The organism is Wolbachia endosymbiont (group A) of Anomoia purmunda (genome assembly GCF_947251545.1).
In the GTDB taxonomy this organism is placed as follows: domain Bacteria; phylum Pseudomonadota; class Alphaproteobacteria; order Rickettsiales; family Anaplasmataceae; genus Wolbachia.
In genome coordinates, this window is sequence record NZ_OX366362.1 from 69,005 (window position 1) to 94,568 (window position 25,564).

The window sequence follows — 25,564 nt, forward strand, 5'->3', positions numbered from 1 at the left end:
ATGTCGTTGCAGTTATTATTTGAGTGCCTTTCAGAAGAAATACCACCGAGAATGCAGAATGTAGCTACAACTCAAGTTAAGAGCTGTATTGCCAATGTTTTTAACAAAAATAATGTAAAATTTACATCAATGGAGGTTTTTGTAACGGCACGTCGCATTACTCTATTTGTTGACAACATAAATGCTTTGGAGCTAAAGGATTCCAATAACGAAGTTAAGGGACCAAACATTAATGCACCAAAAAGTGCTATCGAAGGTTTTTTAAGAAAATATCAGAAAAATGAAGAAGATTTGCTCGTTCGAAAAGTAAATAATGAGAATTTTTACTTCATTAAAAGAGAAAGCTGCTCATTTAACATTCAAGAGTTTCTTAAAAATCAACTAGGAGAAATATTAAAAAATTTCTCTTGGCCAAAAAGTATGAGATGGGGCGAAGGAAAAGAAAGGTGGGTTAGGCCAATCAAAAACATTTTATGCATTTTAAATGACGAGATAATACCTGTATCTTTTGCAGGGATTACAACATCTAACACAACATATGGCCATCGATTTCTCTCAAGTGGTAGGGCGCTTACTGTTAAAACACCTAAAGACTATTTTGAATTGCTAGAAAAAAACAGTGTAATTCTCCAAATGGACAAAAGAAAGCAATTTATACTAGATCAGATTAATAAATTCACAAAAGAGCAGAATTTACAACTTGAGAAAAATGATTATCTACTGAATGAACTAACGGGGCTTATAGAGTGGCCAATCGTACTGTTTGGTGAAGTAAATCAAGAAAAGTCATTTGGATTACCGAAGGAAGTAATACTTAGTATAGTTAATACACAACAAAAATACCTTGCTTTAAGTAATGGAAAGAGAATTTCACACTTTGTCACTGTTGTCAACGTCAACAATGGTGAAGTTGTTAAAGGGCACGAAAGAATATTAGAAGCACGTCTTGCTGATGCCCAATTTTTAATATCTCAAGATAAAAAGGAAAATCTAGATTATTATGTCAAAAAATTAGGTTCGATATTATTTCATGCTTCTCTTGGCAGCGTGGGGGAAAAGGTGAAGCGTATTACGGCTCTGTCAAAGTATATAGCTATATTTATTCCACATGCTTCGCTGATAAAAGTTGAACGTGCTGCATATTTGGCGAAAGCTGATTTGGCAACATCGATAGTAAGAGAGTTTCCAGAATTACAAGGAGTAATGGGTGGATATTATGCTTCTTATTTTCAAGAAGATAGAGAAATAGTGGAAGCTATAACTGAACACTATAAGCCAATCGGGCCAGAGCAGGAGTGTCCTAAATCCCCTTCAGCAATTGCTGTGTCAATTGCAGACAAAGTGGATAGCTTAGTTGGTTTAATTGCAGCAGGTGAGAAAATCTCTGGTTCGTATGATCAGTTTGGTTTGCGGAGAATGACAATTGGTATAATTAGGACAATACTTGAAAATAATTTGTATATTCCAATTAGGCTAATGATAGACAAGTCAGTATCTTTATATTCAAGGCTTCTATTTAATAAAAATACAGCGTCAGTTGATAAGCCAAATAGAAAACAAATTTCAGAACTAGTATTTAAATTCTGCTTAGAAAGATTCAAGGTTATTTTAAAAAATAGAGATATAAGGCAAGATGTTGTAGATTCAATACTATATAAAATCGATATTAATGATCTGCTGACAGCAGAAAAGCAAACTGTTATATTGGATCGTTATCTTAGTACGCCAGAAGGTGAACAGATTCTAAGCACTTACAAAAGAGTCAGTAACATGATGAGCAAAGTAAGGAAAAGTGATGGCACTACTTATAGTGCATCTTACGGTAAGAGGTTTTTGATTGAAAATGAAGAAATTGCGCTATCAAATTGTGCTATAACTACTTGTAAAAACATAAAACAAGCAATAAAAAATAACCACTTTAATGCAGCACTTGATGAACTTGCTGGTTTTGCTCCGTTTATCAATCAGTTTATGGACAGTGTAAAGATTAACTGTGATTCTGATAAGCTGAGAAGAAACAGATTATCTTTGCTTGAAAATGTAGTTTCCATCTTTCATTTAGTAACAGATTTTAACCTCATACAGGTTAAGCAATGGATAAATGCTCAGGCAATATAAAGAACAAATCAAATCATCTCCACAGTCCTGTGGCGTGTATAAGATGGTTGGAGATAAGAATAAAGTTTTATATGTTGGAAAAGCAAAAAACTTGAAGTCGAGGTTATCCGACTACCTTCAATTCGAAAACCTTTCTGAACGAATTAGAGTTATGCTCTTACAGGTTATTAAGGTTGAAATATTCATCACTGAGAATGAAATCGAAGCACTGCTTCTTGAAGCACAGTTAATAAAATCATTGAAACCACTTTATAATATTGTGCTCAAGGATGGAAAATTTTATCCTTATATCACAATTTCTAAACACGATTATCCAAGAATAGCGAAATATAGAGGCAAATTTAAGAAGAATGAGTTTCATTATTATGGTCCCTTTACATCTGCCGCTGCTGTTAAGCAAACTATATTGTCATTGCAAAAAGCTTTTCTCCTAAGAGTATGTTCAGATCAATACTTTTCCTCAACAAAAAGACCATGTATTGAATATCAAATTAAGCGCTGCTCAGCACCATGCATAAACAAAATCACAAAAGACGACTACTGCCAATCAGTAAAACAGGCACGAAATACATTGCTTGGAAGAAATAAGGAAGTAAAAGAACAGTTACTTTTCACAATGAGAAAGTACAGCAGTGAAGAAAACTATGAGCTTGCTGCTATATATAGAGATCGGGTAAAGTTTCTTGAGCAAATTCAAATACAGCACACGGATTTTTCTTTTGAAAAAGATGCAGATTTCTTCAGTATTGCACGTGAAGAGGATCTAGCATGTATTAGTGTGTTATCGTTTAGAAATAAAGACAACTACGGCAGCACTCCTTACTTTGCTGAGAACTGTGGTGATCACTCAAATGATGAAATTTTATCCACCTTTTTGGTCAATTTTTATAATTCAGCTAACATACCTCCAATACAAATTTACGTTCCAGATTCTATTGTGGATAAAGAAATTATAGAACAAGCACTATATAAGGTTGCTCAAAAGCCAGTAAAAGTTCTGCATGCAAAGAATAAAAAAGAGCGTGATTTATTGAAATTTGTTTATGATAACTCTCAGCATAGCTTAGAGCAGAAGCTTATCGATTATAGAAATAATCTAGAAAAGCTTGAAGAGCTTAGCAAAATCTTCTTGTTACCAAACATTCCAAAGCGTATCGAGGTTTATGACAATAGCCATATATCTGGAAATCAACAAATTGGTGTAATGGTTGTTGCAGGGCAGGAGGGTTTTTTAAAGAGTGAGTACAGAAAATTTACTATAAAGGAAAAATTTTCAGGCGATGACTATAAAATGATGAGGGAAGTGCTAACCAGACGTTTCTCCGGCAATATAAAAGGCATAATACCTGATTTTTTACTGATTGATGGTGGACCAGGACATGTTTCCATAGTACAGAATGTACTGGAAGTATTGAATATAAACGTTCCTTTTGCTTGTATGGCAAAAGGTCCTGATCGTAACGCAGGAAATGAAAGATTTTATATGCTGGGCAGGGAAGAATTCAGTCTGGCAAATGACAGCAAAGTCATGCTTTACTTACAATCGCTGCGTAATGAAGCCCACCGTTTTGCGATAACTTCACATAGAAAAAAACGCGATAAACAGTTTATAGTTTCACAATTAAGGAAAATACCCGGCATTGGCAACAAAAGAAAAAAAGCGTTGATGTCTTATTTTGGTTCAGTGAAAAATATAAGCAAAGCTTCTCTGGCTGAAATTCAAAACGTACCTGGAATTAGTAAAGGTTTAGCAGAAGTCATTCTTAAATACGTGAATTATAAGAGAGGAGTACTGGAATGACACAAAACCCGTTTTATTGTTAAAGCAGATATTCATATACTTTCCTTCAGAATCTCTTCATTGAGAAGCCACTCTGTTAAAACGTAACCGTTCTCCCAATGGCGTCAACTTAAGGAAAAATATCAGCGATAGTGTGTAAAATTTCTCTCTAAATTTTTTATCATTAAATTATCCAAAGAGTGCAAGAAACAGCACTTTTGTTTCTGCTTTATTTCAACAAAAAAGTCTAAAGTGTGTCCTTATGAATTAAAAGTAGACTTTATTTTTCGCTTGCAAAAAAGAAATTATAGCAAGCTATGGGAACGCTGGCGAACTAGATTTTGATTTTATACTAGAAAACAAAAAGCTAGAAAATAAAATGAAAGGACAAAAAGTAAGGGTTATAGTACTTACATTAGCCAATGGAGAAACAGAAGACCTCACTTTTTGACCGAGAAAATTTACTTTGGAAGACATCAGCAAAGCTTATGTATTAAGGTGGCACATAGAGGAGTGCTATAAACGACTCAAAATAGGTGCAGAATTAGAGAATTTTTCTGGAGAGGCTGTATTACAAGAATTTTGGGCGAACTTAGTTATGTGTAATATATTATCGCTTCATATGTGTGATGCACAAGGGCCTTGGAACCCAGATCAAATTACTGAGTATCGTTTAAATTTTTCAGTTTTATTTGGTGTAATGAGGCAGAAACTCTATCAAGTGCTTGTCGTAAATTGTTCGCCAAAAGATTTTCAAGCCCTTTTTAAGTATACGCGCCAAAGTTAAAATCCGACCAGGACAGCCGCGATAAGGTAGATAAGTCCAAACGCCATCATGTCTTTAGGAGAGTTTGCTAATGGAGGCTCTTAAGTTGACGCCATTGGCTGAACGGATACCCTGCATCTGCTTGTACGTAGCGCTTAATCAGAAGATTTCTCAGATAAATATTGAGTCAAAATCTCGATGCCTTCATCAATCTCTTTTTCAGTGATAATGAGCGGAGGTAAAATTCTCACAACGTTATCTGATGTTACCCCAACAGTAAGCAAGCCGCGATGACTTAATTCTTCTGCAAACTTTTTATTGTTTGCTTTCACCTTTATTCCAAGCATTAACCCTTTCCCTCTTACTTCCTCTATTATTGGAAATTTACTTGCTAAGTCTTCTAGTTTATTTTTTAGGTATTTACCTCTAATTTCAACATTTTTCAAAAAGCCGGGGCTGAGCAATTCTTCGAGTACAGCATTACCTACTGAGGTTGCAAGCGGATTGCCACCAAAAGTGGAACCGTGCATACCAACTGCCATGTATTTAGCAGCATTTTCAGTTGCAAGACAAGCCCCTAGCGGAAACCCCCCGCCTATTCCCTTTGCAAGAGCACATATATCAGGTTCCACTCCTATATGTTCGTATGCAAATAATTTTCCTGTCCTACCAGCACCGCATTGCACGCAATCAAAAAATAACAATATGTCATTTTCATCACACAGCTTTCTTAGTTCCCTCATGAAGGTATCATCCATTACTTTGATACCACCTTGCCCTTGTATTGGTTCTATTAATATAACACCTATACCACTTGAAATTGCTTTCTTTACACTCTCAATATTGGGCTCGATATTATCACACCAATCAATACAGGGACTCAGTAATTCAGAAAATTTCTGTTTATCGTTTGCAGCACAAGTTAGGAAGGTTCTTCCATGAAATGCACCATGGAATGTTAAAATTCTGTGACGGTTTTTATTGCCTTTTCCGTTTTGATAGACCCTAGCAATCTTAAGCCCACATTCTACTGCCTCTGATCCAGAATTTGAGAAAAATACAGTGTCAGCGAAACTGTTGTTTATTAATTTTTCTGCAAAATTATTGGCAGCAGGTATATTATAGGTATTTGATATATGCCATAATTTTTCTCCTTGGAATTTAAGAGCACTAATTAATCGTGAATTAGTGTGACCTAAGCTACTAACGGCTATTCCAGAGTGAAAATCTACGTAGCGCTCACCATCAACATCATATAGGTAGATACCTTTGCCATGAGAAAAATTTATATTAACAGGAGAATAAACTGGCAAGATAGGAAAAATTGTCATAAAATATTATATGCTAAATTTTATTATTAATAACATAAAAACCGTTGTTTCACAATAAGAAGGATATGTATAAGCTAGGTAAATTAATGTTTTCTGCACTGGAGAAAAACAAATACACAAAAGTTATTGTATTACTCTCATCGATCTTTATGATTTTATTCAGTGTGATATATTGTAATTATTTACTAAGGAGTAATTTCCTTTCTTCTTACCGTGATTCAAGTGTAAACTTAAAAAGTGTACTGGAAAATGGCATAATAAAAAAATACCATTATTTACTAATAGAAAAGCATCACATTAAATACAAAAGTTTTGATTACATAAACCAACTGGTAAAACTGCGTGCTGAATTATTACAATCAGTGAGCAAAGTAAAGGATTTCAGCTTAATACTGTATGATCAAAACGGCAGAATAATATTCAGTAATTTTAACACTCAAGATTATGATTATGAACAGTTACTTACAAACGATGAAATTGATAAACTATTAAGTAACCAAGAAATATTTTATACTACAGGAAATACATTAACTTCTATTTTCCCTATATTCCATGAAAATAGCATTAAACCGTCGTTTTTTTTGAAGATTCTTCGAAACTACAATAATTCTTATATTATAGCATATGGCCTATTTTTAACATTCTTAGGCTTATTATTAATAATTTTAATATTAATAATGTTCTATTTGCACTTTTCTAATACCCAAATGCTAGCCAAGCAACATAAAACTAACATTGAATTACAGCAGATAAAAGAGACATTAGAGCAAGAAAATGCAAACAAGCTAAAGTTTTTTGCAAGCTTTACACATGAATTACGCACACCTCTTAATGCTATTATTGGATTTGCGGAGTTGATCAAAAATAAAACTTTAGGTTCAATGGATAATTCTCAATACAAGGAGTATGCAGACGATATATATAATGCAGGAACACACTTACTTACCTTAATTAATGATGTGCTCGATTTTTCTAAAGCTGAATCAAGTAGTTTAACAGTAGAAAAAGTGAAGTTTAACCTGAACAAAATAATGGATTCATGCATAAATATGCTATTACCTAAATTAAGAGAAACTGAGATTAATTTAAAAAAAGAGATACCTAATAAGCAATTATTAGTTATTGCAGATCCTAAGAGAATGAAACAAGTTATAATAAACTTATTATCAAACTCAATCAAATTTACCCCAAAGGGTGGTTTAATAAGAATGGTGGTAAAAGAAAATATAGAAAAAAACTTATTAACTATTGAGTTTCATGACAATGGAATAGGAATAATGCAGCAGGATATATATAAAGTTATGTCTGTTTTTGGCCAAGCAGATTCGGGATATAGAAATGAAGGTACGGGCATCGGATTGCCGCTAAGCAAGAAATTAGTAGAGTTAATGGGTGGAACTTTTGACATTAAAAGTGAAGCAAAACTTGGTACTACGATAACATTGAACTTCTTTTATGAAGAACAAACATGTGAAGATTCGATTGATTTTTAATAGGATCTATTGATATGGTCTTGAAAACCACACTTTATCAAAAGCGGCAAGCCGAGAAGGCAGTTATCAATAAGCCCCCTGTCAAGAATCTTATCTGTGTTAGCTATATATAAAATTTGATACTCTGACTACAATATACTACTATAGATAGAAGTGTTATCAATGGAGCAAGGTATGGAGTTAGTAGTAGGAAATAATGCACCTGATTTTAGCTTACCAACAGATTCTGGTGAAAATTTATCACTGAGTGAATTTTTTGATAAAAAAAATGTAGTTCTTTATTTTTATCCTAAAGACGATACTCCGGGTTGTACGATGGAAGCAAAAGGCTTTAGAGATAAAATAGATGATTTTTCTTCCCTTGACACAGTGATAATTGGTGTATCAAAAGATAGTGTTAAGTGCCACACTAACTTCAAAGCAAAATACTCTCTGCCGTTTTCTTTAGTTTCTGATGAGAATGCTGAAATGTTGGGAAAATATGGTGTTTGGGTAGAGAAAAGTATGTTTGGCAAAAAGTATATGGGAATAGAACGCACTACTTTTTTAATAGATAAAAAAGGTAAAATAGTGAAGATCTGGAAAAATGTAAAAGTTAGTGGACATGTTGATGAGGTTCTGGAAGAAGTAAAGAGAATATAAACTAAAGAATAGGTTAATGGCTACCCATTGCTACATAAAAAAGCTGAAATTACATAATTTTCGTAGCCACTCAAACTTTGAACTGGATTCAGATGATAGCTCGGTTGTGATAACTGGCAAGAATGGTATTGGTAAAACTAATATACTTGAAGCAATCTCGTTGCTTGCTAAAAGCAATGGAATGAAAAAAGCAAAAGCCAGTGAGATACAAAATAGATTCAGTAATGAAGATTGGGTAGTGCACTATGATTTTTTTAATGGAATGGATTTTAATTCAATTGGTATCGCAAAGAGTTTTGATAAGAAACTAATACAAATTGATGGAAAAACGCAATCGAGTTATTCATCTTTGTATAAGATATCCAATGTAATATGGCTGATTCCACAAATGGACTATGTTCTTCTTAATTCTCCAAGTGATAGATTAAAATTTTTAGACCGTATAGTCTCACTGTTTGAGGAAAATTACACTTGCTGCTACATGAAACACAGAAAAGCTAAACGTGAGCGAAGTAAACTGTTGAGAGAGAACACCTTGGACGAAAATTGGCTCTCTAGTCTTGAAAACATAATGGCCGTCAATGCAGTTAGTATTTTACATATGCGATCGTCTGTTTTAAAGATACTACAAGACACAATTGATAACCATTCCAGTGAGTTTTTTCCGAAGGCAAGTTTGAAATTCAGCAGCCAGCTAACTTTGGACGATACTGCAGAATATTTTCAGAATCGTCTAAAGGAAAACAGAGAAAAAGATTCATTGACTGGTAGAGTAACCTTTGGTGTGCATAACGATAATTTTCGGGTTTTTTGTCAAAAAAGAAACGTACCAATAAATCTGTGCTCCACTGGAGAACAAAAGTTATTACTACTTTCTATTATTTTATCCAGTGTAAAAGCAAGGTGTATTCATTACAATAAGGCACCACTTCTTCTACTTGATGATATAATGTTTCATCTGGATAAACATTACAGAAAGGCGTTAATAGAGGAAGTGTTAAGTATTCAATGTCAAACTTGGATAACTGATGTAAATCAAGATAATTTCAATAGCTATCTTTATTCTTTCAAGTTTTTTGAATTATCAAATGAATAGTACCTCTTTCAAAGCTCATACAGGCAACTCCCAATTGTAAATTCCGGCAATTAAATTAAACCTCAAACCAGAACATTTCTGTTTTTTTTACTTTAAGTTAAATGCAAAACCTACTTGACAAATTCCGCCAGCGCCCTTATTATAGTATTAAGGGTATTTCTGACTCAAAACTTGTTTTTGATCTGCGCAGGTTCAATGACAAAATTCAGTAAAAAACTTAGGGTATTTTTTGGCGGATTACATAAAATTATAGCGGCTGCATGTCTTTTAAATTTTTTCTACATTCAGCCAAATCGCGCTTAAACTAAGCGTCAGCAAATTATTACAGCGCCAATTTAAAGTATTAGAGGGTCAAAACTCGCACTACGGGGCTTCTTTTGCCTTTTTTTTCATTTGGTAAATTTCTTAATGTTTGTGGCTAAAGCAATTTAAGAGACCGAAAATGGTGTCATTCCAGTGCCCCTGTGATGTCATTCCAGTGCTCCTTTTTTGTCATCTCAGTGCGTGACACTGGGATCTAGCCTTTATTATGCAGCCACTTGGTTGAAATTAAGTTTCCTGGATCCCAGTGTCTGGGCACTGGGATGACATCCTTCTGGTAGGCTCAAATTGTAATGTTCGTACAGTTGTGGAATGAATCGCGGTATGACGGTTAAGTAATTCGTCATCCCACTGCTTGTTAGCGGCTGAGATACCGCGAATGAATCGCGGTATGAAGTAGATTGCTGTCATTCCAGTGCTTGACACTGGACTCTTGTTTCAATGTTAAACAAAATACCATAGAATTCAAAAAGACAATTCCTAGAAAATTTCTACATCCAAAAAAGGCATAAGTTATGTTAATGCTGTTTGAATGAGCTGATATAAAGATAAGCCAAATTTTTACAAAGAAAACATTTCAAGCAGCAAGACACCTTTGATTGAAAGAGAGCACCAAATTTATGGGGTGAGTAACTGCGCTATTTCAACTACTACAACTAAATCAATAAATCTTAATAGGGGCAAAACATTAGACTTCTTTCAAAATTGTTAGAGGGAGTGTAAGATGAAGTATTTGAAAGCATGAAATATAAGGAAATAGAAAAGTTAGAAGGAGAAAAGTTTCGACGTTTAACAGGGGTAAAAAAAGCAACATTTGAGCGAATGGTAGAAATTCTAGAAGTGGAGGATAAAAGAAAAAAAGCTAGAAGTGGAAGAAAAAGTAAACTTTGCATAGAAGACAGGCTACTTATGGCACTGGAATATATAAGAGAATATCGTACATATTTTCATATTGGGCAAAGCTATGGCATGAGTGAAAGTAACAGTTTTAAAATAATAAGATGGGTAGAAGACATATTAATAAAACATCCAGATTTTGCATTACCAGGAAAAAAAGAGCTATTAAAGAGTGATGTAGAATATGAAGTTTTAGTAATAGACGGAACTGAAACGCCAGTAGAGAGACCAAAAAAAAGCAAAAGCCCTTCTACTCTGGAAAGAAAAAAAGGCATACTATAAAAACACAAATAGTAACAGAGAAGAAGAGTAGAAAAGTCATATGCACATCTTTCTCGAATGGTAGAAAACACGGATGTTTAGAGAATCAAAGGTAGCAGTATTGCCGCAAACTAAAATCTTAGCTGATGCCGGCTACAGGGGAATGCAGAAGATACACAAAAATGTTGTATTACCGCACAGGAAAACGAAAAAGAATCCGTTAAGCAAAGAACAAAAAAAAGAGAACAGGGCACTTATGAGCCAAAGGGCAATTGTTGAAAACGTAATTGAAAAGGTTTAAAATCATCTCGGACAGGTATAGAAACCGACGAAAACGTTTTGGTTTAAGGTTTAATTTGATTGCTGCAATTCACAATTTTGAGCTCCCTACATGAATTTTGAAAGAAGTCTAATGATGTCATGCAAGTAGCCTCCCCCCCCTGTCATCCCAGTGCCCAGACACTGGGATCCAGGAAAGTTTGCTTGTAAGCAAGCAAACTAGCATAGAAAGTGGTTACAACATTTTCGATGAGATTATATGGAAAGCTGGATCCCAGTGTCAAGCACTGGGATGACAAAAAAGGAGCACTGGAATGACACCATTTTCGGTCTCTTAAATTGCTTTAGCCATAAACATTAAGAAATTTACCAAACGAAAAAAAAGGCAAAAGAAGCCCCGTGGTTGGCTAATTACTTACATTATACTTTCAAGTATGGCGTTTTTTTATTCTAAACACTTAATAACCGCGATTTAGCTGCTTTTAAGCCGCAACTAATCTAAATTATAAACGTTAAGAAATTTACTAAACAGAAAAAAAGGCAAAAGAAATCCTAGGGTAGCTAGTTATTCACTATCCATTTTTTAAGTTGGCGTTTTTTAATGTTTTAAATGCTTTATAAGCGTATTTCAGCTTGTATAGGTAAAAACCTAGAAATTTGATAAAGACATAAGGTGCACATAGTGCAAAAAATTAAACATGAGACGCCAGATACGTGAACTTTTTTGTCATTTAATCTGTACAGAGAAGATAAATAAATAGCTTCAGTTTCATGATAAGGGGGCTGGCGAAGGGTGTCAAGGAAGTTTTGCATTTAATCCGTTTCTATGCGTAGAACAATCTGCATACCACTTAGCTAACATGAGTTTTGTTTTGACTTTTTGTGCTAATTTTGCAGAATATTAAGATTATCATTTAAATAAAATACATGACGAAAGAGGATTGGGAAGCGGTAATTGGGCTTGAGGTACACGCTCAAGTTTCTTCTAATACGAAGCTATTTTCTAGCTCATCAACGGAATTTGGTGCTGAGCATAACACTCAAGTTTCTCTAGTTGATGCAGCAATGCCAGGTACGCTGCCAATACTAAATTATTACTGCATAGAGCAAGCAATACGCACTGGTCTTGCACTTTCTGCAGAAATTAATAAGTGTTCTTACTTTGATCGGAAAAATTATTTTTATCCTGATTTACCGCAAGGTTACCAGATAACCCAGTTTTTTGAGCCAATAGTTAAAAATGGTAGAGTATTTATCAACGATAATGAAAAAGAAGTAAGAATCGCGAGAATTCATTTAGAGCAAGATGCAGGAAAGAGCGTTCATGAGGAAAGCAAAACTTATGTGGATTTAAATCGTGCAGGGGTTGCTTTAATGGAAATTGTTTCAGAACCAGATCTCCGTTCATCTGCGGAAGCTGCAGAATGCATGAAAAAATTGAGGCAGATTTTGCGTTACATTGGTTCGTGTGATGGTGATATGGAAAAGGGATCACTTCGTTGTGATGCAAATGTTTCTGTCCGTCTAAAAGGCAGTAGCACATTTGGCACTCGTTGTGAGATAAAAAATCTGAACTCGATACGTTATATTGTGCAAGCTATAGACTATGAAATACAAAGGCAAATTGAAATTTTAGAAAGTGGGGAAGAAATAAGTCAAGATACCTTATTGTTTGATGTTGCTTCGGGAAAAACAAAAGTGATGCGAAACAAAGAGGATGCAAGCGACTATAGATACTTCCCTGAACCTGACTTGTTGCCAATTGAGGTAAGCCAGGATAAAATCGATTCTATTAAATCATCTTTGCCCGAGTTGCCAGATCAAAAAAAGCTGCGATACATTGGGGAATTGGGTATCAACGAATACGATGCAAACGTCATTACTTCCGATAAGGCAATTGCTGATTACTTTGAGGAATTGATAAAAAAACATGATTCAAAGCTCGCCGTTACCTGGTTAACTGTAGAGCTTTTCGGTCGTTTGAATAAAGCAGGTATTGATATTGTGAGCTCTCCAATCAAAGCGGATGCTTTGTCCGAACTCTTAGATTTTATCGTTGATGGAACGATCTCTGCTAAACTTGGCAAACAGGTATTCGATAGTATGTTTGAAACTGGCAAACCTGCATCTTTAATTATAGAAGAGCAAGACCTAAAACAGATCACAGATAAAGGTCAAATAGCAGAAGTTATCGACAAAATCGTCAATAACAACCAAGATAAAGTTCAAGAATACAAAAGCGGTAAAACAAAGTTATACGGATTCTTTGTCGGCGAAGTCATGAAACTTACCAAAGGAAAAGCCAGCCCTGATGTCGTGAATTCAATTTTGAGTGAGAGATTAAGTAATTAGTTACATTTTTTTATTTACATAACAGCACATCTCGTAGATATTCCAAGGTCTTTGTTACGATATCTCTACATCATGACATATAACTTTTTTACCATTTGTCGGTACTATTTTTAAAATTATGTGAGGTTGAGGATGCTTGAAGATCATCCTGTTTGGGGGCAAAATGTTCTCGCCATGGTATTGACTATCAAGAGTTGTGGCTCATATTATTTCTCATGCGTGTGATGGATAAAAAATGTCCTTTCCGCTTAGCTACAGAATTGAAGTCAGCTGCAGGCTTTGATGATGTTGTTCTCCAATGTAAGCAAAATAAAACAACAATACATAGGTTTGTGCAAGTCAAACACAAACAAGATGGAACTGAAAAAATCAGTGTAGGTAGCTTATTAACAAAGAGTGGTGAGTTTAATTTGTTGAAATACTTTATTGCTTATTTAAAGATCAAAAGTAATGGAAAGTTTAAGGGTGAGATGAAGTATTTTGCTATTGTTACGAATATTGATTTTGATTTCACAGATTCAGCACAACATGAAGTGAGAAAGATGAGAATGATGTCGAGTGGAAAGAATAAAGAAAAGGAAATTTCAGTTATAAGAATAGACACACAAGATGAGTTTCTGGATGTAGGTGATGGTGTAAGATATAAATTTGATAATAGTATTATCTCATACTTGCAGGAAAATAAGGATTTTATAAAGGGTAAGGTAGGTAGAGAAGTCAGTGATAAAGAAGTTGAAGACTTTTTAAATGAACTAGTGTTTGCGGTTAATTTGCCCAATGAAAGTCAGCTAAAAGAATTGTTTAAAGGTGAGATGAGTGGTAGATTGGCCAAAAAGTTTGGCTATGTTGGTGACAATGAAATCTTTTGCAATGACCTTCTGGAGAAAATATCAGACTGGGTGAAAGATATAAAAGGACGTTTTCTTTCGCCAGAAGAAGGAAAAGAATTTTTCCAAAAAGTGGAGCTATGGGCCAGCACTCTATGTGGGATAGAACGAGGGGTAAAGAAAGGGAATAAAGGAATTGATAAAATAGCAAAACAACAGCATAAGGATGTAAAACACTGAATGAAATACATGCAGCTGTAACAGCGCAAAATAACAAGCAAAGGCCCCATAAGAAACCTTATGGTCCTCGTGACAAAAAATCGAAAGCAAGAGAAGAAGGAGATATAGAAGAATCAGATGAATTTGATGAAATAGAAGCTTTAGAATTTGTTAAAAGGGCTTTGAATATAGAAAACAATTTACAGAATAAGGAAATAAAAAAGCTAGCACAGGAACTACAATATTCCCAATTGGCTTTAAAACTAGCGGTTACATATATTAGTGAAGAAAATATTGTATTTAGTCATAGGGGTAGAAAAAGGATTAGAGTTGGTGGCTATCTGAAAAAGTGTGAAAAGATAGCAGAGAAGCTACTTGACTTTAAGTCCAAATATAAAAGTGATCGTTATGCTAAGGCAACTTTCATAACTTGGAAAATTACAATTGATGCTATAGCGCAAAAAAAATTTGGGCCGGAAGCATTGAGCATTCTCGAGATAATTGCCTATTTTTCTCCTAATGAGATTTATATAGAAGAAATCTTTTCACAGCAAGTAGCTAATGATAAAGAAGCGTTGTGGAATGCTGTTGAGTTACTTAATCGATATTCAATGATTAAATTAAGGGAAGGAGTAGTAAATATTTACAGACTAGTGCGAAAGGTGACTAGATTAAAATTACAAGAGAAAGGCCGAGAAGAAGAGGTCTTAAGGAAAGCTCTAGAATTGATAAACAGTTATGATGTATTAATAGATAATTCTATTGTTGCATCTGTTTGGGGATATGTGAGTAAGTATGGTGAGTTAATTGACGAATTTTACTTTAATCCTATTTATGGTAAATGGAAATATACACCGTTGCATTCGCCATACGCGTCAAGTTAAGGAAAAGTGTAAGTAAAATTGATAGAGTGAAGGAAAAGAATAAGGTATAAGTTCTCTTGGATATGTGAATGAGAGAACTTACAATGGACAGAATAGCTTGCTTATCAAAAGACCTCAATGAATTCTTTAATGAAAAAGCAGACGAAATATCAATTGCAGTAGGTTTTATAAAAAGAAAGAGAAAACTTAATGGCTCATCATTCATAAAAGCTATGGTTTTTGGTAACATAGGAGTTGGTGATTGCAGCATAGAAACAATGTGCCAATTGCTAAATGAAGACTCGATAGAAATTACAAAACAGGGTTTGGATTATATTAGCCTGCCCAGTAGCATGGAAGATATGTACAAAGGATATGGGAGTAGCTATAGAGATTGTGAGAGTAATACCAAATCAGGAATAAAGCTGCAGTTAGTCTTTGATTACCTGAACCAAGCGCTAGATAAGTTAAATTTAATAGAAGGAATAAGGTCGGATCAAGGTTATAGGGATTATCTGAACGGTTTATCAGCCAATGATTTGCTAATATTTGATTTGTGCTACTTTGTGCCTAGTTCTTTTAAACAGATTGATGAAGCAGGTGCATATTTTGTTAGTCGTTATAAGTCTGATACCAATATATATGATATAGAAACAAATCAAAAAATAGAGTTGTTGGAATGTTTAGAAGGTCAATCCCTTCTAGAGATGGAAGTGCTATTAGGAAAAGAAGTAAAAATTAAAGTGAGAATTATATGTCAAAAATTAACTGAAGAACAGTCTATAATTAGAAGAAGAAGGGCTAATAAGTTAGCAAAATCACATGGATATACATCTTCTCAAAAGAATCAAAAATTGCTGGATTGGTCGATATTCATAACTAACGTTCCAGAGAGTAAAATCAGCGCTGAACAAGTATTAACAGTTTACAGGGTAAGATGGCAGATTGAATTATTATTTAAATTGTATAAGAGTCACATCAGGCTTGACGAACTTAAAGGAAAACCATACAGAGTATTATGTGAACTATACGCTAAATTGTGCGCAATTCTTATATTTCATGGAATAGTTGGTTGTATAAAACTGAAAGAGAATACAGAGCTGAGTTTAACAAAGGCATTCATTGAATTAAAAAGAAGGATTAGGGAGTTGTTTTTAGCGTTAAGCAGTAAAATTAATAATTTGAGAATTTTCCTGAAAAAACTTACCACAGACTGGTCACAATTTTCTGTGAAAGATAGATATAGAAAAACTAGAGTATCCACCTTAAGTTCATTGAATTTTCTTACCCTTGCTTCTTAACTTGACGCGTATGTTTTACATTAGCCTCTGCCATACCAATCTGGGATCTAGAGGATTTAGTTAATATGTATAGTTGCTTACGCTAGTTATCTATATTAAATTTCAATGGATCGAAATAAATATTTATAAAATTTTGATAAATATTTATTTTGTTTTTTATAACTAAAGTATCTATAATCCTAAATTTTAGCTGAGATTCATGTTGCAGAGGAATTTTTTAATCTGGTTGTTGGCGTCACTGTTTTATGCATACCAATATATATTACGCGTAATCCCAAACATAATTGCGCCTGAATTAATAACAAAATTTAACATAAGTATTGCAGATGTTGGCCAGTTTGGCGGGTTATACTATGTAGGCTATACGCTAGCTCATATACCTATTGCTCTTTTCCTCGATAGATTTGGACCAAAGTTTGTTTTGCCTGCTTGTACCATTTTGACATTTACCGGAACATTACCTCTTATATGCTTTGATGAGAGGAGTTATTCAATAATTGGAAGAATAATTGTGGGAATTGGGTCATCCGCTTCGGCAATTGGAATCTTTAAAGTTGCAAGCATGTATTTCTCGCAAGAAAAATCAGCAAGAATGGCCAGCTTATCTATAATAATAGGGTTACTAGGAGCTATTTATGGTGGATTACCCCTGGACTTCTTACTCGATAAATTTGGTTGGGACTATGTTATTTACACTTTCTCAGCGTTTGGTTGTTTGCTTGCCTTGCTGTTATTCTTTGTAACGCCAAGCAGTAACCTCCAGGAAGGGGAGATTGGTAATGTATTTCAGGATTTAAAAACTGTGCTTCTCAACAAATATATCATTCTAATCAGCTTTTTTGGTGGCTTAATGGTTGGCCCATTGGAAGGTTTTGCTGATGGTTGGGCAAAAGCATTCTTATGCGAGGTATATCAAATGACCGGAGATTTGGCATCTTCACTTTCTTCTCTCGTGTTCGTAGGCGTGGGAGCTGGATCGTTCTTTTTGGCTTACTTTCTAGAGAAATATCCAAATAAACATTATGAAGCAATTATTGCATGTTCTTTTGCAATGATTGCCAGTTTCCTCTTGCTTTTCACGCAGGCTGGCGGTCTGTATATTGCATTGCCGGCACTCCTTGTTATTGGCTTCGCATCTGGATATCAGGTGGTTACCATTTACAAAGCGATAAGTTATGTGAATAATAACTTGGTAGGCTTGGCGACAGCTGTGTCAAATATGATAGTCATGGTTTTTGGCTATTTTTTTCACACTGGGATCGCAAAAATAATAGATTTGTGTTGGGATAGAACAGTAATACAAGGAAATCCTGTGTATGGTGCTGAATTGCTGATAAAAGCAACATCAATTATTCCTGTGTGTTTGCTAATAGCTGTTTTTGGGCTCTTATGGTTAAAAAAGCAGGACAAGCAGTCTTAAAATTGCTTGTGGTAAATGTACATCTTAATATCATTGAATTAAAGCAAATTAAAGCGGGGTTTGATCTATGATAAGTGCTTTAAAAAAAGTCTGTGGCTCTAAAAATAATTTAAAGTCTTTTGATAACGAGGTTTATCAATCTATAGAAAAAGAATTACAACGCCAAAAATCACAATTGCAATTAATTGCATCAGAAAATTTTGCAAGCAAAGCGGTAATGGAGGCACAAGGCTCTTTTCTGACTAATAAATACGCAGAAGGTTATCCAGGCAGAAGATATTACTGTGGTTGTGAGCATGTGGACAAAGTTGAAAGTCTGGCTATAGAAAGACTTTGTAAGTTGTTTGGTGTAAAATTTGCAAACGTTCAGCCTCACTCTGGTTCTCAGGCGAATCAAGCAGTGTTTGCTTCACTACTTGCTCCAGGTGATACAATACTTGGATTGTCACTGAATTGCGGTGGGCATCTAACTCATGGTGCGGCACCAAGCCTTTCTGGTAAATGGTTTAAGTCGATTCAATATACAGTGAATAAAGACACTTACTTGCTGGATATGGATGAGATAGAAAAGCTGGCGCTGGAGCATAAACCAAAATTGATCATAGCTGGTGCTTCTGCTTATCCAAGAAAAATGGACTTCAAACGCTTTCGCGAAATTGCAGATAGAGTTGGTGCTTATTTGCTTGCAGACATTGCCCACTATGCGGGGCTTGTTGCAGCAGGTGAATATCCGTCTCCTGCTGAATATGCGCATGTTATGACTTCCACAACTCACAAAACTTTGCGTGGTCCTCGTGGTGGAATAGTGATGACCAATGATGAAGCATTACACAAAAAAATTCAATCTGCAGTTTTTCCAGGATTGCAGGGCGGGCCACTTATGCATGTGATAGCTGCAAAAGCTGTTGCATTTAAAGAAGCATTAGCGCCAGAGTTTAAAACTTATAGCAAGAAAGTCGTGGAAAATGCGAAAGTGCTGGCTCAAGAATTGCAAAAACATGGACTCAACATTATAGCCGGTGGCACTGACTCTCATATAGTGCTAGTTGACTTAAGATCGCAGAAATTAACCGGAAAAGACGTTGTAGATAGCCTTGAAAGGGCTGGTATTACCTGCAATAAAAACTCTGTGCCATTTGACACAGAAAAGCCAACCATTACCTCAGGGCTCCGTTTTGGCACCGCTGCTGAGACAACACGCGGACTTGAGGCAGAAAATTTTAAAGAAATAGCCGGCCTAGTAAATGAAGTGGTTCAGGGATTGATCAGCGGAAATAGCTCAAGTGCCGAAAAAGCAGTAAAAACTAAAGTTGAAAGGATTTGTAGTAATTTTCCTATTTATTAGCTGTGGTAATTTATGTGGTGTCATCCAAGTAGCCCGCAGAAACGAAAAAACTTACTTGACACCCTTCGCCAGCCCCCTTATCATGATACTGAAGCTATTTATTTATCTTCGCAATCTCTGCAGTAGATTAATGACAAAAAAACTTAATGTATTTGGCGTAAATCATGCTTAATTTTTTGCACTATGTGCACCTCATGTCTTTATAAAACTTCTAGGTTTCTACCTATACAAGCCGAAACGCGCTGTTTAAGACAGTAAAAGACGTCAAATAGACAAGGGAGAATTTGAATACTAGCTACCCTAGGGTTTCTTTGCCTTTTTTTCCACTTAGTAAATTTCTTAACGTTTGTAATTTAGGTTAGTTGCATTTAAAAGCAGCTAAATTCCAGCGTTTAGAATAAAAAACGCCAATATTTTGAAGTACATATAAATAACTAGTTAACCATGGGGCTTCTTTTGCCTTTTTTTTCATTTGGTAAATTTCTTAATGTTTATGGCTAAAGCAATTTAAGAGACCGAAAATGGTGTCATTCCAGTGCTTGGCACTGGAATCCAGTTTTCCATATAATCTCATCGAAAATGTTGTAACCACTTTCTGTGCTAGTTTGCTTGCTTACAAGCAAACTTTCCTGGATCCCAGTGTCAAGCACTGGGATGACGAGAAAGGAGCACTGGGATCTATTTTGCATGTAACTCCAATTGTGTTTTGGCATAAAACGCGACGCATATTAGACTTATTTGCAAGCAAAGCTTGCTAGATCCCAGTGTCAGCTACTTGGATGACAGGAGAAAGAGGCACTGGAATGACAAAGTGGAGTGTCTGCTTCTGTCATCCTATGATAGCTAAAAAGACCTGGTCACGCGCTGGAATGACGTAGCGGGGTGTTCTCCGAGTCCTTTTTTCCGTCATCTGAGGACCGTATGACGTCATCCAAGTAGCGTGACTACTTGGATCTAGCGCTGGATTACCAATCCGCAGAAATTGGAGCACTTGGATCACTTGGAATCTCAAAATGCTGTTGTGACATTACTTCTCTTACAGCTCCTTGAAATCCATTATTACTAGCATTGACATCAATTGTAACGCTTGTTTTGAATTTGTCATCGCTTGTGAGTTTAGTAAATATTGCATCCTCTGATGGAATTAGTCCTCTACTGTTTAAGAACTGTTTTGCTGTTTGTTCAGTTCCAGCATTATACTCTGCTGTATCTGTGCTAGCTATGGCGTCTCCCAATTTATCCACTAGAATTGATTTGTCGCCGTCTTTTGCAGGAAGTATAGCTTCCGCGAAAGCTGTTTTGTTTTTTGCATCTGTAAGGTTGGAAGCATTGATTTTAGCAAATGTAGTACCTAGTTTGGTTTCAGCGATGTTTTTTGGATTAGCTGCAGCTCCATCTGTTACATCAAATACTTTCCCTACAAAGTCTTTGTCAATATTGGAACCATCAGTTTTAGCAAAAGGATATTTATCAGCTAAGAAATCTTTTGCTATTTTTTCATGACCGGCAGCACCATATACTTTGTCGTCAACGGTATCTTGAACCCTATCCAAAGCTTCCCCAAGTTTATTTACTAAAATTGATTTTTTGCCATCTTGTACAGCAAGTATAGCTCCCGCAACATCTTTATTCGCTACTTCCTCCGCAAGAACTGTTTTTGTACCAGCAGCATTTTTTACGCCAAGAATTTCTTTCACAACATCTTTGTTTGCTACTTCCTCCGCAAGAACTGTTTTTGTACCAGCAGCATTTTTTACGCCAAGAATTTCTTTCACAACAGGCTCTTTTGTTACTTCTTTTACAAGGATTGATTGCGTATCGGCAACATTTTCTTTTGCACTAAATATAGCTTTCACAACATCTTTTTCTGCAACTTTTGTTGCAAGATCTATAGTTTTAACAAACGCAGTATCTGCTGCTGTTTTAGTATACATTTTTTGATTCTGGCCTGTTGTAAGCTTTATTGTCAGATTATCTATAAACGTACCATCGTCTATAAGATTTTGTACTGTGGTTAAATTACCTTTACCAAATTCATCAGTCAACGCCATATCACACTCTCCGTTAATTATAAAAACCATAGCATGCATGAAAATAGTATAATTTTCATTAATGCTAGATTTTACATAAGATTTCCTTGAAGCTTGTTGTTTCAGAATTCTTCTCTTGTCATTCCAGTCCCCTCTCCTGTCATCCCAGTGCATGACACTGGGATCTCATTTTATTTTGTAATTTCATCATATAAATCAGCCCAATTTGGGTTTTCCCTTTCAACTAAATCAATTTTCCATTCTCTTTTCCAGCTTTTCAAAAGTTTTTCTCTGTTCAGAGCTGAACCTACGTCTTGAAATACCTCAAAGTAAACTAATTTCTGTACATTGTACTTTGATGTAAAGCCAGAAATAACTTTATTTTTATGTTCCCAAATTCGTTTAGTTAAATTTGACGTTATACCTATATACAGAGCCTTATTGTGCTTGCTTGTAAGTATATAAACATAATAACTTTTCATATATAGTAAATAAATTTACTGGATCCCAGTGTCAAGCACTGGGATGACAGGGGAGGGAGGCACTGGGATGACAGGGGAGGGAGGCACTGGAATGACAGGGGAGGGAGGCACTGGGATGACAGGAGAAGGTACTGGGATGACACCCTGACAATCGTCATCCCGCTACTTGTTAGCGGGATCTATGCTAATACCAAGTCTCATTAATAATAAGACAAATTAAAAATAGCACTTTTGCCTGTAATCGCGGAGTTTAAGCAAATTCATAATATGTCCTATTTGTCTTCCCAATAACGAAGATTGGTATAAGAGATACCGCGAATGAATCGCGGTATGACGTAGGAAAACCTTTCTTGGGTTAGCTATAGATATAGGCCGAGTTATGGTCGTGATAAACATGATCGCTTGCGCAATCGAACATTTTCACAAAACCATTCTCTAGATAAAGATTATATTCGTGATGTTGATCTGATAATACAATATTATCTTGCTCCCCTGAGTTGAAATGACTTGAATCTGACAGCAATTCGTAATTTGGATTATCTATTTTACTAATGCTGCTTATTACTTTGCCATTACCACTTGATATAGCTAAACTATAACTATCACCATCCTTCATTATCTTGATGGACACCTTATCTTCAGGTAACACTATAAGCTTCTTTGTGCCACTATCGTGGATTACGAATTTGCCTTTTTCAAAATAGTATTTGTCTTCCGGCAAAGCACCAACCTTATATTCTGATTCGGCCAATTTTTGCCAAAACTTTAACACAGAGTTTTTATCTTCCCCTTCTGCCCTATTGTACAAAGCTTTTAGGTCATGATAATCTATGGTTACATTTGCCTTATGCTTCCCTTCTGAGTCCTGCTCGTAGCTCTTTTCTATTTTGAGAATTGTGTCTTTTAATACTACCTGTTCTTGCTCTTTCTCCTCCACTGAAGCTGACCTTTTTGCCCTTGTTGGAATTTGTGGCTGATCAGACTGCATTTCACTATTGTCGTTTGATGCAGTTTTCTCTTCAGCAGCTTGTGCAACAACATTAGTAGTACTATGAACTTCTGTCTTAGTTTCACTTACTTCCCCTTTTGGACTTTCGGTTTGTTTCTCTTTTGTGAATATTCTCTGATAGTCCGTGTAGCCTCTATTAGTATCACCGATATCGCCACTGCCTTGATCAAAAGTTATTTTTTTACTTCCATTTCCCATATCCTCAATTTCAACTTGAGGAGAAACAGATGCTAGGAAATCGTTATAACTGTAGTTGTAGTCAGCAGAAAAGAATATTTTCCCTTTGAAATTGTGAAAGTTATTAGACAACATTCCAATTTCTTCATCACCATCAAACAATTTTACTTTAGTGAAATATGTTTGATCTTTTATTCTAACTATTTCACCGCTGGAGTTTCTTTGTATGTGATAATCATTTGGGTCGTACTTTATAGCAAAAAGTTTGCCAGAGCCATATTTCTCTAAGTTTATAAGGCCCACATTTACATGTTTATGGGAATAATCTCTCTTTTCATATTCATGTGCAAATATTGGATCTATGTATCTATATTCATCTGATATATTTGGCATACCTATTGGATGTTCATTCCCATCTTTCGTCACCGGAACAAGCTTATATGCTCCGTCTTTTTCCACTAATTTTAGATGAGTAATACTTTGTGGTAGTTGAAACCTTACATTTGCTCCATGGTCATGAATAAATAGATCACCTTTTTCGGTAATATAAAAGCCCATATTTTTGAATGTATGTAAATTTTCGCCTCCTTGTTTTACAACCGCTTCGTGTACATCGTCGTCTGTCCTGTCGGTTCCCTTATTATCCAGCAATTTTCCTTTTTCTACGATTACTCCATTTGCCTTTTGCTCATCAGAATATTGGGCATGCTCTGAATCCTGATGATTCAAAATTTTGGTACCTCTAAGGAGCAGAGAATCTAAATCTTTTTGGATGTGTCCAGTGCTAGGATGCAATAATTCATTTTCATGTAAATGCGCTTCATCAAAGTATTCATCGCGTTCAACTGTTCTGCCATCTATTAGGGAAGCTTTATAATGACCGTTTTCTTTTGTAACTGCCATGTAAGCACCACCATCATATTGAGTATTTAAGTTGTGCAATATATCCTCAAAAATGAAAGTTTCTTTAGTTTGGCCTTCAACTTGCTTAAAAAATCCTGATTCGCTCAATAACTCTCCAAGCTTTGTATTTCCGTCATATATAGACAGTGCACCCATATTTCCTTGACCATGAGCTTGCATAGAAAAAATCTTACCTTCTTGTAGATCAATATGAGTACCTCTGATTAAGTTTGGATCGATATTGACCAGCCCATCTAATATTTTTGCTGCTTGGGAATTATTTTCAATCTCATCAACAGCTTTGTTTTTTAGTTGATCAAACTTTAAAAATGCTGGTCTGTATTTTGTATTTTCCTCATTACGTAACTCTTCAATAGTAATCTCTCCTTTATGATATTTTTGATACATTTCACCACATTCTTTATTCAAATTATCAAATTCATCTACCTGATTCTTAATTTCTGTATCATATTTTGATAATATCCTTAAAGCCTGATTTTTATACTCTTGACTGTTTTGATATTCATTACCTTGTTGGTCAGAGTAAGTTAGTTTATCCTGTCCATCGGAAGTTTTTACTACCTTGAGGAAATGATATTCCTTTGATATATCAAGTGTATCATTTGTTGCTCTATTTATAGCACGAGCAACATCATAAAACGCAACGTGTTCTACAGGAGAAAAACTTCCGACGTTTTCTCCATCTATTTTTTCTATATTTGCTTTATAGTAGGATATGTTTTTAATTTCTCCACCCACTATTTCTTGACCAGTTGCTATAAAATCTCCTTTTGTAACTTGCAAAGCGTTAAGGTGTTCCATTGCAGTTTCTGTATCATTCTCAGTAAGCCAACTTTTAAAGTCAGCATTATGCCCTTTTATACTTTCCAAGAAGCTTTCTGACTTATGTGAATCACCTGCACGTAAGGTATCCAGGTAATCTTTTAATAAATCAGGATTGGTTTTCTGTAAGTACATCACCAACGCATGACCTGTTTTATAAACTAGCCTATTTGCTTCGCTGTCATCTGAATATTTTAAGCTTAAAATTTTATCTAAATCCAGATTTGCAGCTTCGGTCTTTTCAATACTTGATCCTTGAGAATTGAATTTATGATCTGAATGGTGCTCAAAGTAATCTGCAATTCCTTCCATTAATACTGTTGGTAAAGATTCGCCTCCTGTAGCAAAGTAAGTTAAACCATGTGCAAATTCATGCTGAAGATTATGAACGCCACCTTGCTGATAGACGTACATTTCAGCAAAAACATCAGCTTTCCCTTTGTAGTAACATTTATCACCCTCATCTCTAAGGTAAGAACCGAAACCCTCGCTTCCGCCAAGGTGAGTGTAATCATCCTTGTCATCAAACATATAAATTTTAAATGTTTGTTCTGAGTCGCCGTGCTCTAACTTGAATGTATCTTTAAAATTAGTAGCTGTTTCTCTTATCTCACTTTCAATGTTAGCAACTTTACTTGCTCTTAAATTATGAGAATAAACCTCTACTTTAATGTTTAAATCACTAATTTCTATAATATGCTTATTGTTGAAATATTCTGCTTTAGTTATATTTTTATTTATTTGTTGATTGATTGCCATGATTCTAACCTCTAATTTATTAACTCTTCAAATATAAGGTGATCTCTACT

Annotated in this window: 18 protein-coding genes and 2 pseudogenes; 13 read left to right on the plus strand and 7 right to left on the minus strand. The window is 35.2% G+C overall.

Annotation, left to right across the window (positions count from 1 at the left end; all coding sequences use genetic code 11):
* The 3 genes and pseudogenes from glyS to OPR57_RS00370 all read left to right on the plus strand — a co-directional run.
* Positions 1 to 2,118, plus strand: coding sequence for a glycine--tRNA ligase subunit beta (glyS, locus tag OPR57_RS00360; protein WP_265036618.1), 2,118 nt, complete (start codon positions 1 to 3; stop codon positions 2,116 to 2,118).
* Positions 2,102 to 3,919 (plus strand): excinuclease ABC subunit UvrC, encoded by a 1,818-nt coding sequence (gene uvrC, locus OPR57_RS00365; RefSeq protein ID WP_265036619.1) that lies wholly within the window; start codon positions 2,102 to 2,104, stop codon positions 3,917 to 3,919. The genes glyS and uvrC overlap by 17 nt, the downstream gene beginning before the upstream one ends.
* A gap of 240 nt (positions 3,920 to 4,159) precedes the next feature.
* A pseudogene (locus OPR57_RS00370) lies at positions 4,160 to 4,756 on the plus strand (transposase); the annotation flags it as partial.
* A gap of 63 nt (positions 4,757 to 4,819) precedes the next feature.
* Here OPR57_RS00370 and OPR57_RS00375 read toward each other — a convergent pair.
* On the minus strand, positions 4,820 to 5,995 hold the full coding sequence (locus OPR57_RS00375) for an aspartate aminotransferase family protein (RefSeq protein ID WP_265036620.1): 1,176 nt from the start codon (positions 5,993 to 5,995) through the stop codon (positions 4,820 to 4,822).
* A 65-nt stretch (positions 5,996 to 6,060) separates the two neighbouring features.
* On the opposite strand from OPR57_RS00375, the gene OPR57_RS00380 reads away from it, so the two are divergent.
* The 3 genes from OPR57_RS00380 to recF all read left to right on the plus strand — a co-directional run bounded on the left by OPR57_RS00380 (position 6,061) and on the right by recF (position 9,226).
* Positions 6,061 to 7,488, plus strand: coding sequence for a sensor histidine kinase (locus OPR57_RS00380; RefSeq protein ID WP_265036622.1), 1,428 nt, complete (start codon positions 6,061 to 6,063; stop codon positions 7,486 to 7,488).
* A gap of 174 nt (positions 7,489 to 7,662) precedes the next feature.
* Positions 7,663 to 8,130, plus strand: coding sequence for a thioredoxin-dependent thiol peroxidase (gene bcp / locus OPR57_RS00385; protein WP_265037623.1), 468 nt, complete (start codon positions 7,663 to 7,665; stop codon positions 8,128 to 8,130).
* Between the two features lie 16 nt (positions 8,131 to 8,146).
* Entirely contained in the window at positions 8,147 to 9,226 is a 1,080-nt protein-coding gene (recF, locus tag OPR57_RS00390; protein WP_265036623.1) for a DNA replication/repair protein RecF, read from the plus strand.
* Between the two features lie 549 nt (positions 9,227 to 9,775).
* Here recF and OPR57_RS00400 read toward each other — a convergent pair.
* Complete coding sequence (locus OPR57_RS00400; protein WP_265036624.1) at positions 9,776 to 9,958, minus strand: hypothetical protein; 183 nt, start codon at positions 9,956 to 9,958, stop codon at positions 9,776 to 9,778.
* A gap of 330 nt (positions 9,959 to 10,288) precedes the next feature.
* On the opposite strand from OPR57_RS00400, the pseudogene OPR57_RS00405 reads away from it, so the two are divergent.
* The 7 genes and pseudogenes from OPR57_RS00405 (at position 10,289) to glyA (ending at position 19,311) form a co-directional block, all read left to right on the plus strand.
* A pseudogene (locus OPR57_RS00405) lies at positions 10,289 to 11,100 on the plus strand (IS5 family transposase).
* An 811-nt stretch (positions 11,101 to 11,911) separates the two neighbouring features.
* A complete protein-coding gene (gene gatB, locus OPR57_RS00410) occupies positions 11,912 to 13,336 on the plus strand; it encodes an Asp-tRNA(Asn)/Glu-tRNA(Gln) amidotransferase subunit GatB (protein ID WP_265036625.1) in 1,425 nt (474 codons plus the stop codon).
* Positions 13,337 to 13,596: 260 nt separating this feature from the next.
* Positions 13,597 to 14,403, plus strand: coding sequence for a hypothetical protein (locus OPR57_RS00415; protein ID WP_406831471.1), 807 nt, complete (start codon positions 13,597 to 13,599; stop codon positions 14,401 to 14,403).
* 161 nt (positions 14,404 to 14,564) lie between these two features.
* The gene (locus OPR57_RS00420) at positions 14,565 to 15,266 is read left to right on the plus strand and encodes a hypothetical protein (protein WP_265036628.1); all 702 of its coding nucleotides are present in this window, start codon (positions 14,565 to 14,567) and stop codon (positions 15,264 to 15,266) included.
* 83 nt (positions 15,267 to 15,349) lie between these two features.
* The gene (locus OPR57_RS00425; protein WP_406831627.1) at positions 15,350 to 16,546 is read left to right on the plus strand and encodes an IS4 family transposase; all 1,197 of its coding nucleotides are present in this window, start codon (positions 15,350 to 15,352) and stop codon (positions 16,544 to 16,546) included.
* A 199-nt stretch (positions 16,547 to 16,745) separates the two neighbouring features.
* Positions 16,746 to 17,966 carry an MFS transporter gene (locus tag OPR57_RS00430; RefSeq protein ID WP_265036629.1) on the plus strand — a complete coding sequence of 407 codons (1,221 nt, stop codon included), beginning with the start codon at positions 16,746 to 16,748 and terminating at the stop codon, positions 17,964 to 17,966.
* A gap of 67 nt (positions 17,967 to 18,033) precedes the next feature.
* Entirely contained in the window at positions 18,034 to 19,311 is a 1,278-nt protein-coding gene (gene glyA / locus OPR57_RS00435) for a serine hydroxymethyltransferase (RefSeq protein WP_265036630.1), read from the plus strand.
* 527 nt (positions 19,312 to 19,838) lie between these two features.
* Here the strand turns inward: glyA and OPR57_RS00440 are convergent.
* The 5 genes from OPR57_RS00440 to OPR57_RS00460 form a co-directional block, all read right to left on the minus strand.
* Positions 19,839 to 20,024: a hypothetical protein gene (locus OPR57_RS00440; protein WP_265036632.1), complete on the minus strand. Its 186-nt coding sequence runs from the start codon at positions 20,022 to 20,024 to the stop codon at positions 19,839 to 19,841.
* A gap of 252 nt (positions 20,025 to 20,276) precedes the next feature.
* Complete coding sequence (locus tag OPR57_RS00445) at positions 20,277 to 21,515, minus strand: hypothetical protein (RefSeq protein ID WP_265036634.1); 1,239 nt, start codon at positions 21,513 to 21,515, stop codon at positions 20,277 to 20,279.
* Positions 21,516 to 21,532: 17 nt separating this feature from the next.
* Complete coding sequence (locus tag OPR57_RS00450; RefSeq protein WP_265036635.1) at positions 21,533 to 21,823, minus strand: GIY-YIG nuclease family protein; 291 nt, start codon at positions 21,821 to 21,823, stop codon at positions 21,533 to 21,535.
* Complete coding sequence (locus tag OPR57_RS00455) at positions 21,820 to 21,981, minus strand: hypothetical protein (RefSeq protein WP_265036636.1); 162 nt, start codon at positions 21,979 to 21,981, stop codon at positions 21,820 to 21,822. Before OPR57_RS00455 ends, OPR57_RS00450 begins: the two co-directional genes overlap by 4 nt.
* A 197-nt stretch (positions 21,982 to 22,178) precedes the next feature.
* A complete protein-coding gene (locus OPR57_RS00460; RefSeq protein WP_265036638.1) occupies positions 22,179 to 25,514 on the minus strand; it encodes a peptidase M2 in 3,336 nt (1,111 codons plus the stop codon).
* Positions 25,515 to 25,564 lie beyond the last annotated feature (50 nt).

Bases quoted from the DNA above. Each gene is read 5' to 3' on its own strand.
- OPR57_RS00455 (WP_265036636.1), bottom strand. From the start codon at position 21,981: ATGACGATTGTCAGGGTGTCATCCCAGTACCTTCTCCTGTCATCCCAG.
- recF (WP_265036623.1), top strand. From the start codon at position 8,147: ATGGCTACCCATTGCTACATAAAAAAGCTGAAATTACATAATTTTCGT.
- OPR57_RS00445 (WP_265036634.1), bottom strand. From the start codon at position 21,515: ATGCACTGGGATGACAGGAGAGGGGACTGGAATGACAAGAGAAGAATT.
- OPR57_RS00440 (WP_265036632.1), bottom strand. From the start codon at position 20,024: ATGCCAAAACACAATTGGAGTTACATGCAAAATAGATCCCAGTGCTCC.
- OPR57_RS00430 (WP_265036629.1), top strand. From the start codon at position 16,746: ATGTTGCAGAGGAATTTTTTAATCTGGTTGTTGGCGTCACTGTTTTAT.
- uvrC (WP_265036619.1), top strand. From the start codon at position 2,102: ATGCTCAGGCAATATAAAGAACAAATCAAATCATCTCCACAGTCCTGT.
- OPR57_RS00375 (WP_265036620.1), bottom strand. From the start codon at position 5,995: ATGACAATTTTTCCTATCTTGCCAGTTTATTCTCCTGTTAATATAAAT.
- OPR57_RS00380 (WP_265036622.1), top strand. From the start codon at position 6,061: ATGTATAAGCTAGGTAAATTAATGTTTTCTGCACTGGAGAAAAACAAA.
- glyS (WP_265036618.1), top strand. From the start codon at position 1: ATGTCGTTGCAGTTATTATTTGAGTGCCTTTCAGAAGAAATACCACCG.
- OPR57_RS00400 (WP_265036624.1), bottom strand. From the start codon at position 9,958: ATGACAGCAATCTACTTCATACCGCGATTCATTCGCGGTATCTCAGCC.
- OPR57_RS00450 (WP_265036635.1), bottom strand. From the start codon at position 21,823: ATGAAAAGTTATTATGTTTATATACTTACAAGCAAGCACAATAAGGCT.
- bcp (WP_265037623.1), top strand. From the start codon at position 7,663: ATGGAGTTAGTAGTAGGAAATAATGCACCTGATTTTAGCTTACCAACA.
- glyA (WP_265036630.1), top strand. From the start codon at position 18,034: ATGATAAGTGCTTTAAAAAAAGTCTGTGGCTCTAAAAATAATTTAAAG.
- OPR57_RS00425 (WP_406831627.1), top strand. From the start codon at position 15,350: ATGGACAGAATAGCTTGCTTATCAAAAGACCTCAATGAATTCTTTAAT.
- OPR57_RS00460 (WP_265036638.1), bottom strand. From the start codon at position 25,514: ATGGCAATCAATCAACAAATAAATAAAAATATAACTAAAGCAGAATAT.
- gatB (WP_265036625.1), top strand. From the start codon at position 11,912: ATGACGAAAGAGGATTGGGAAGCGGTAATTGGGCTTGAGGTACACGCT.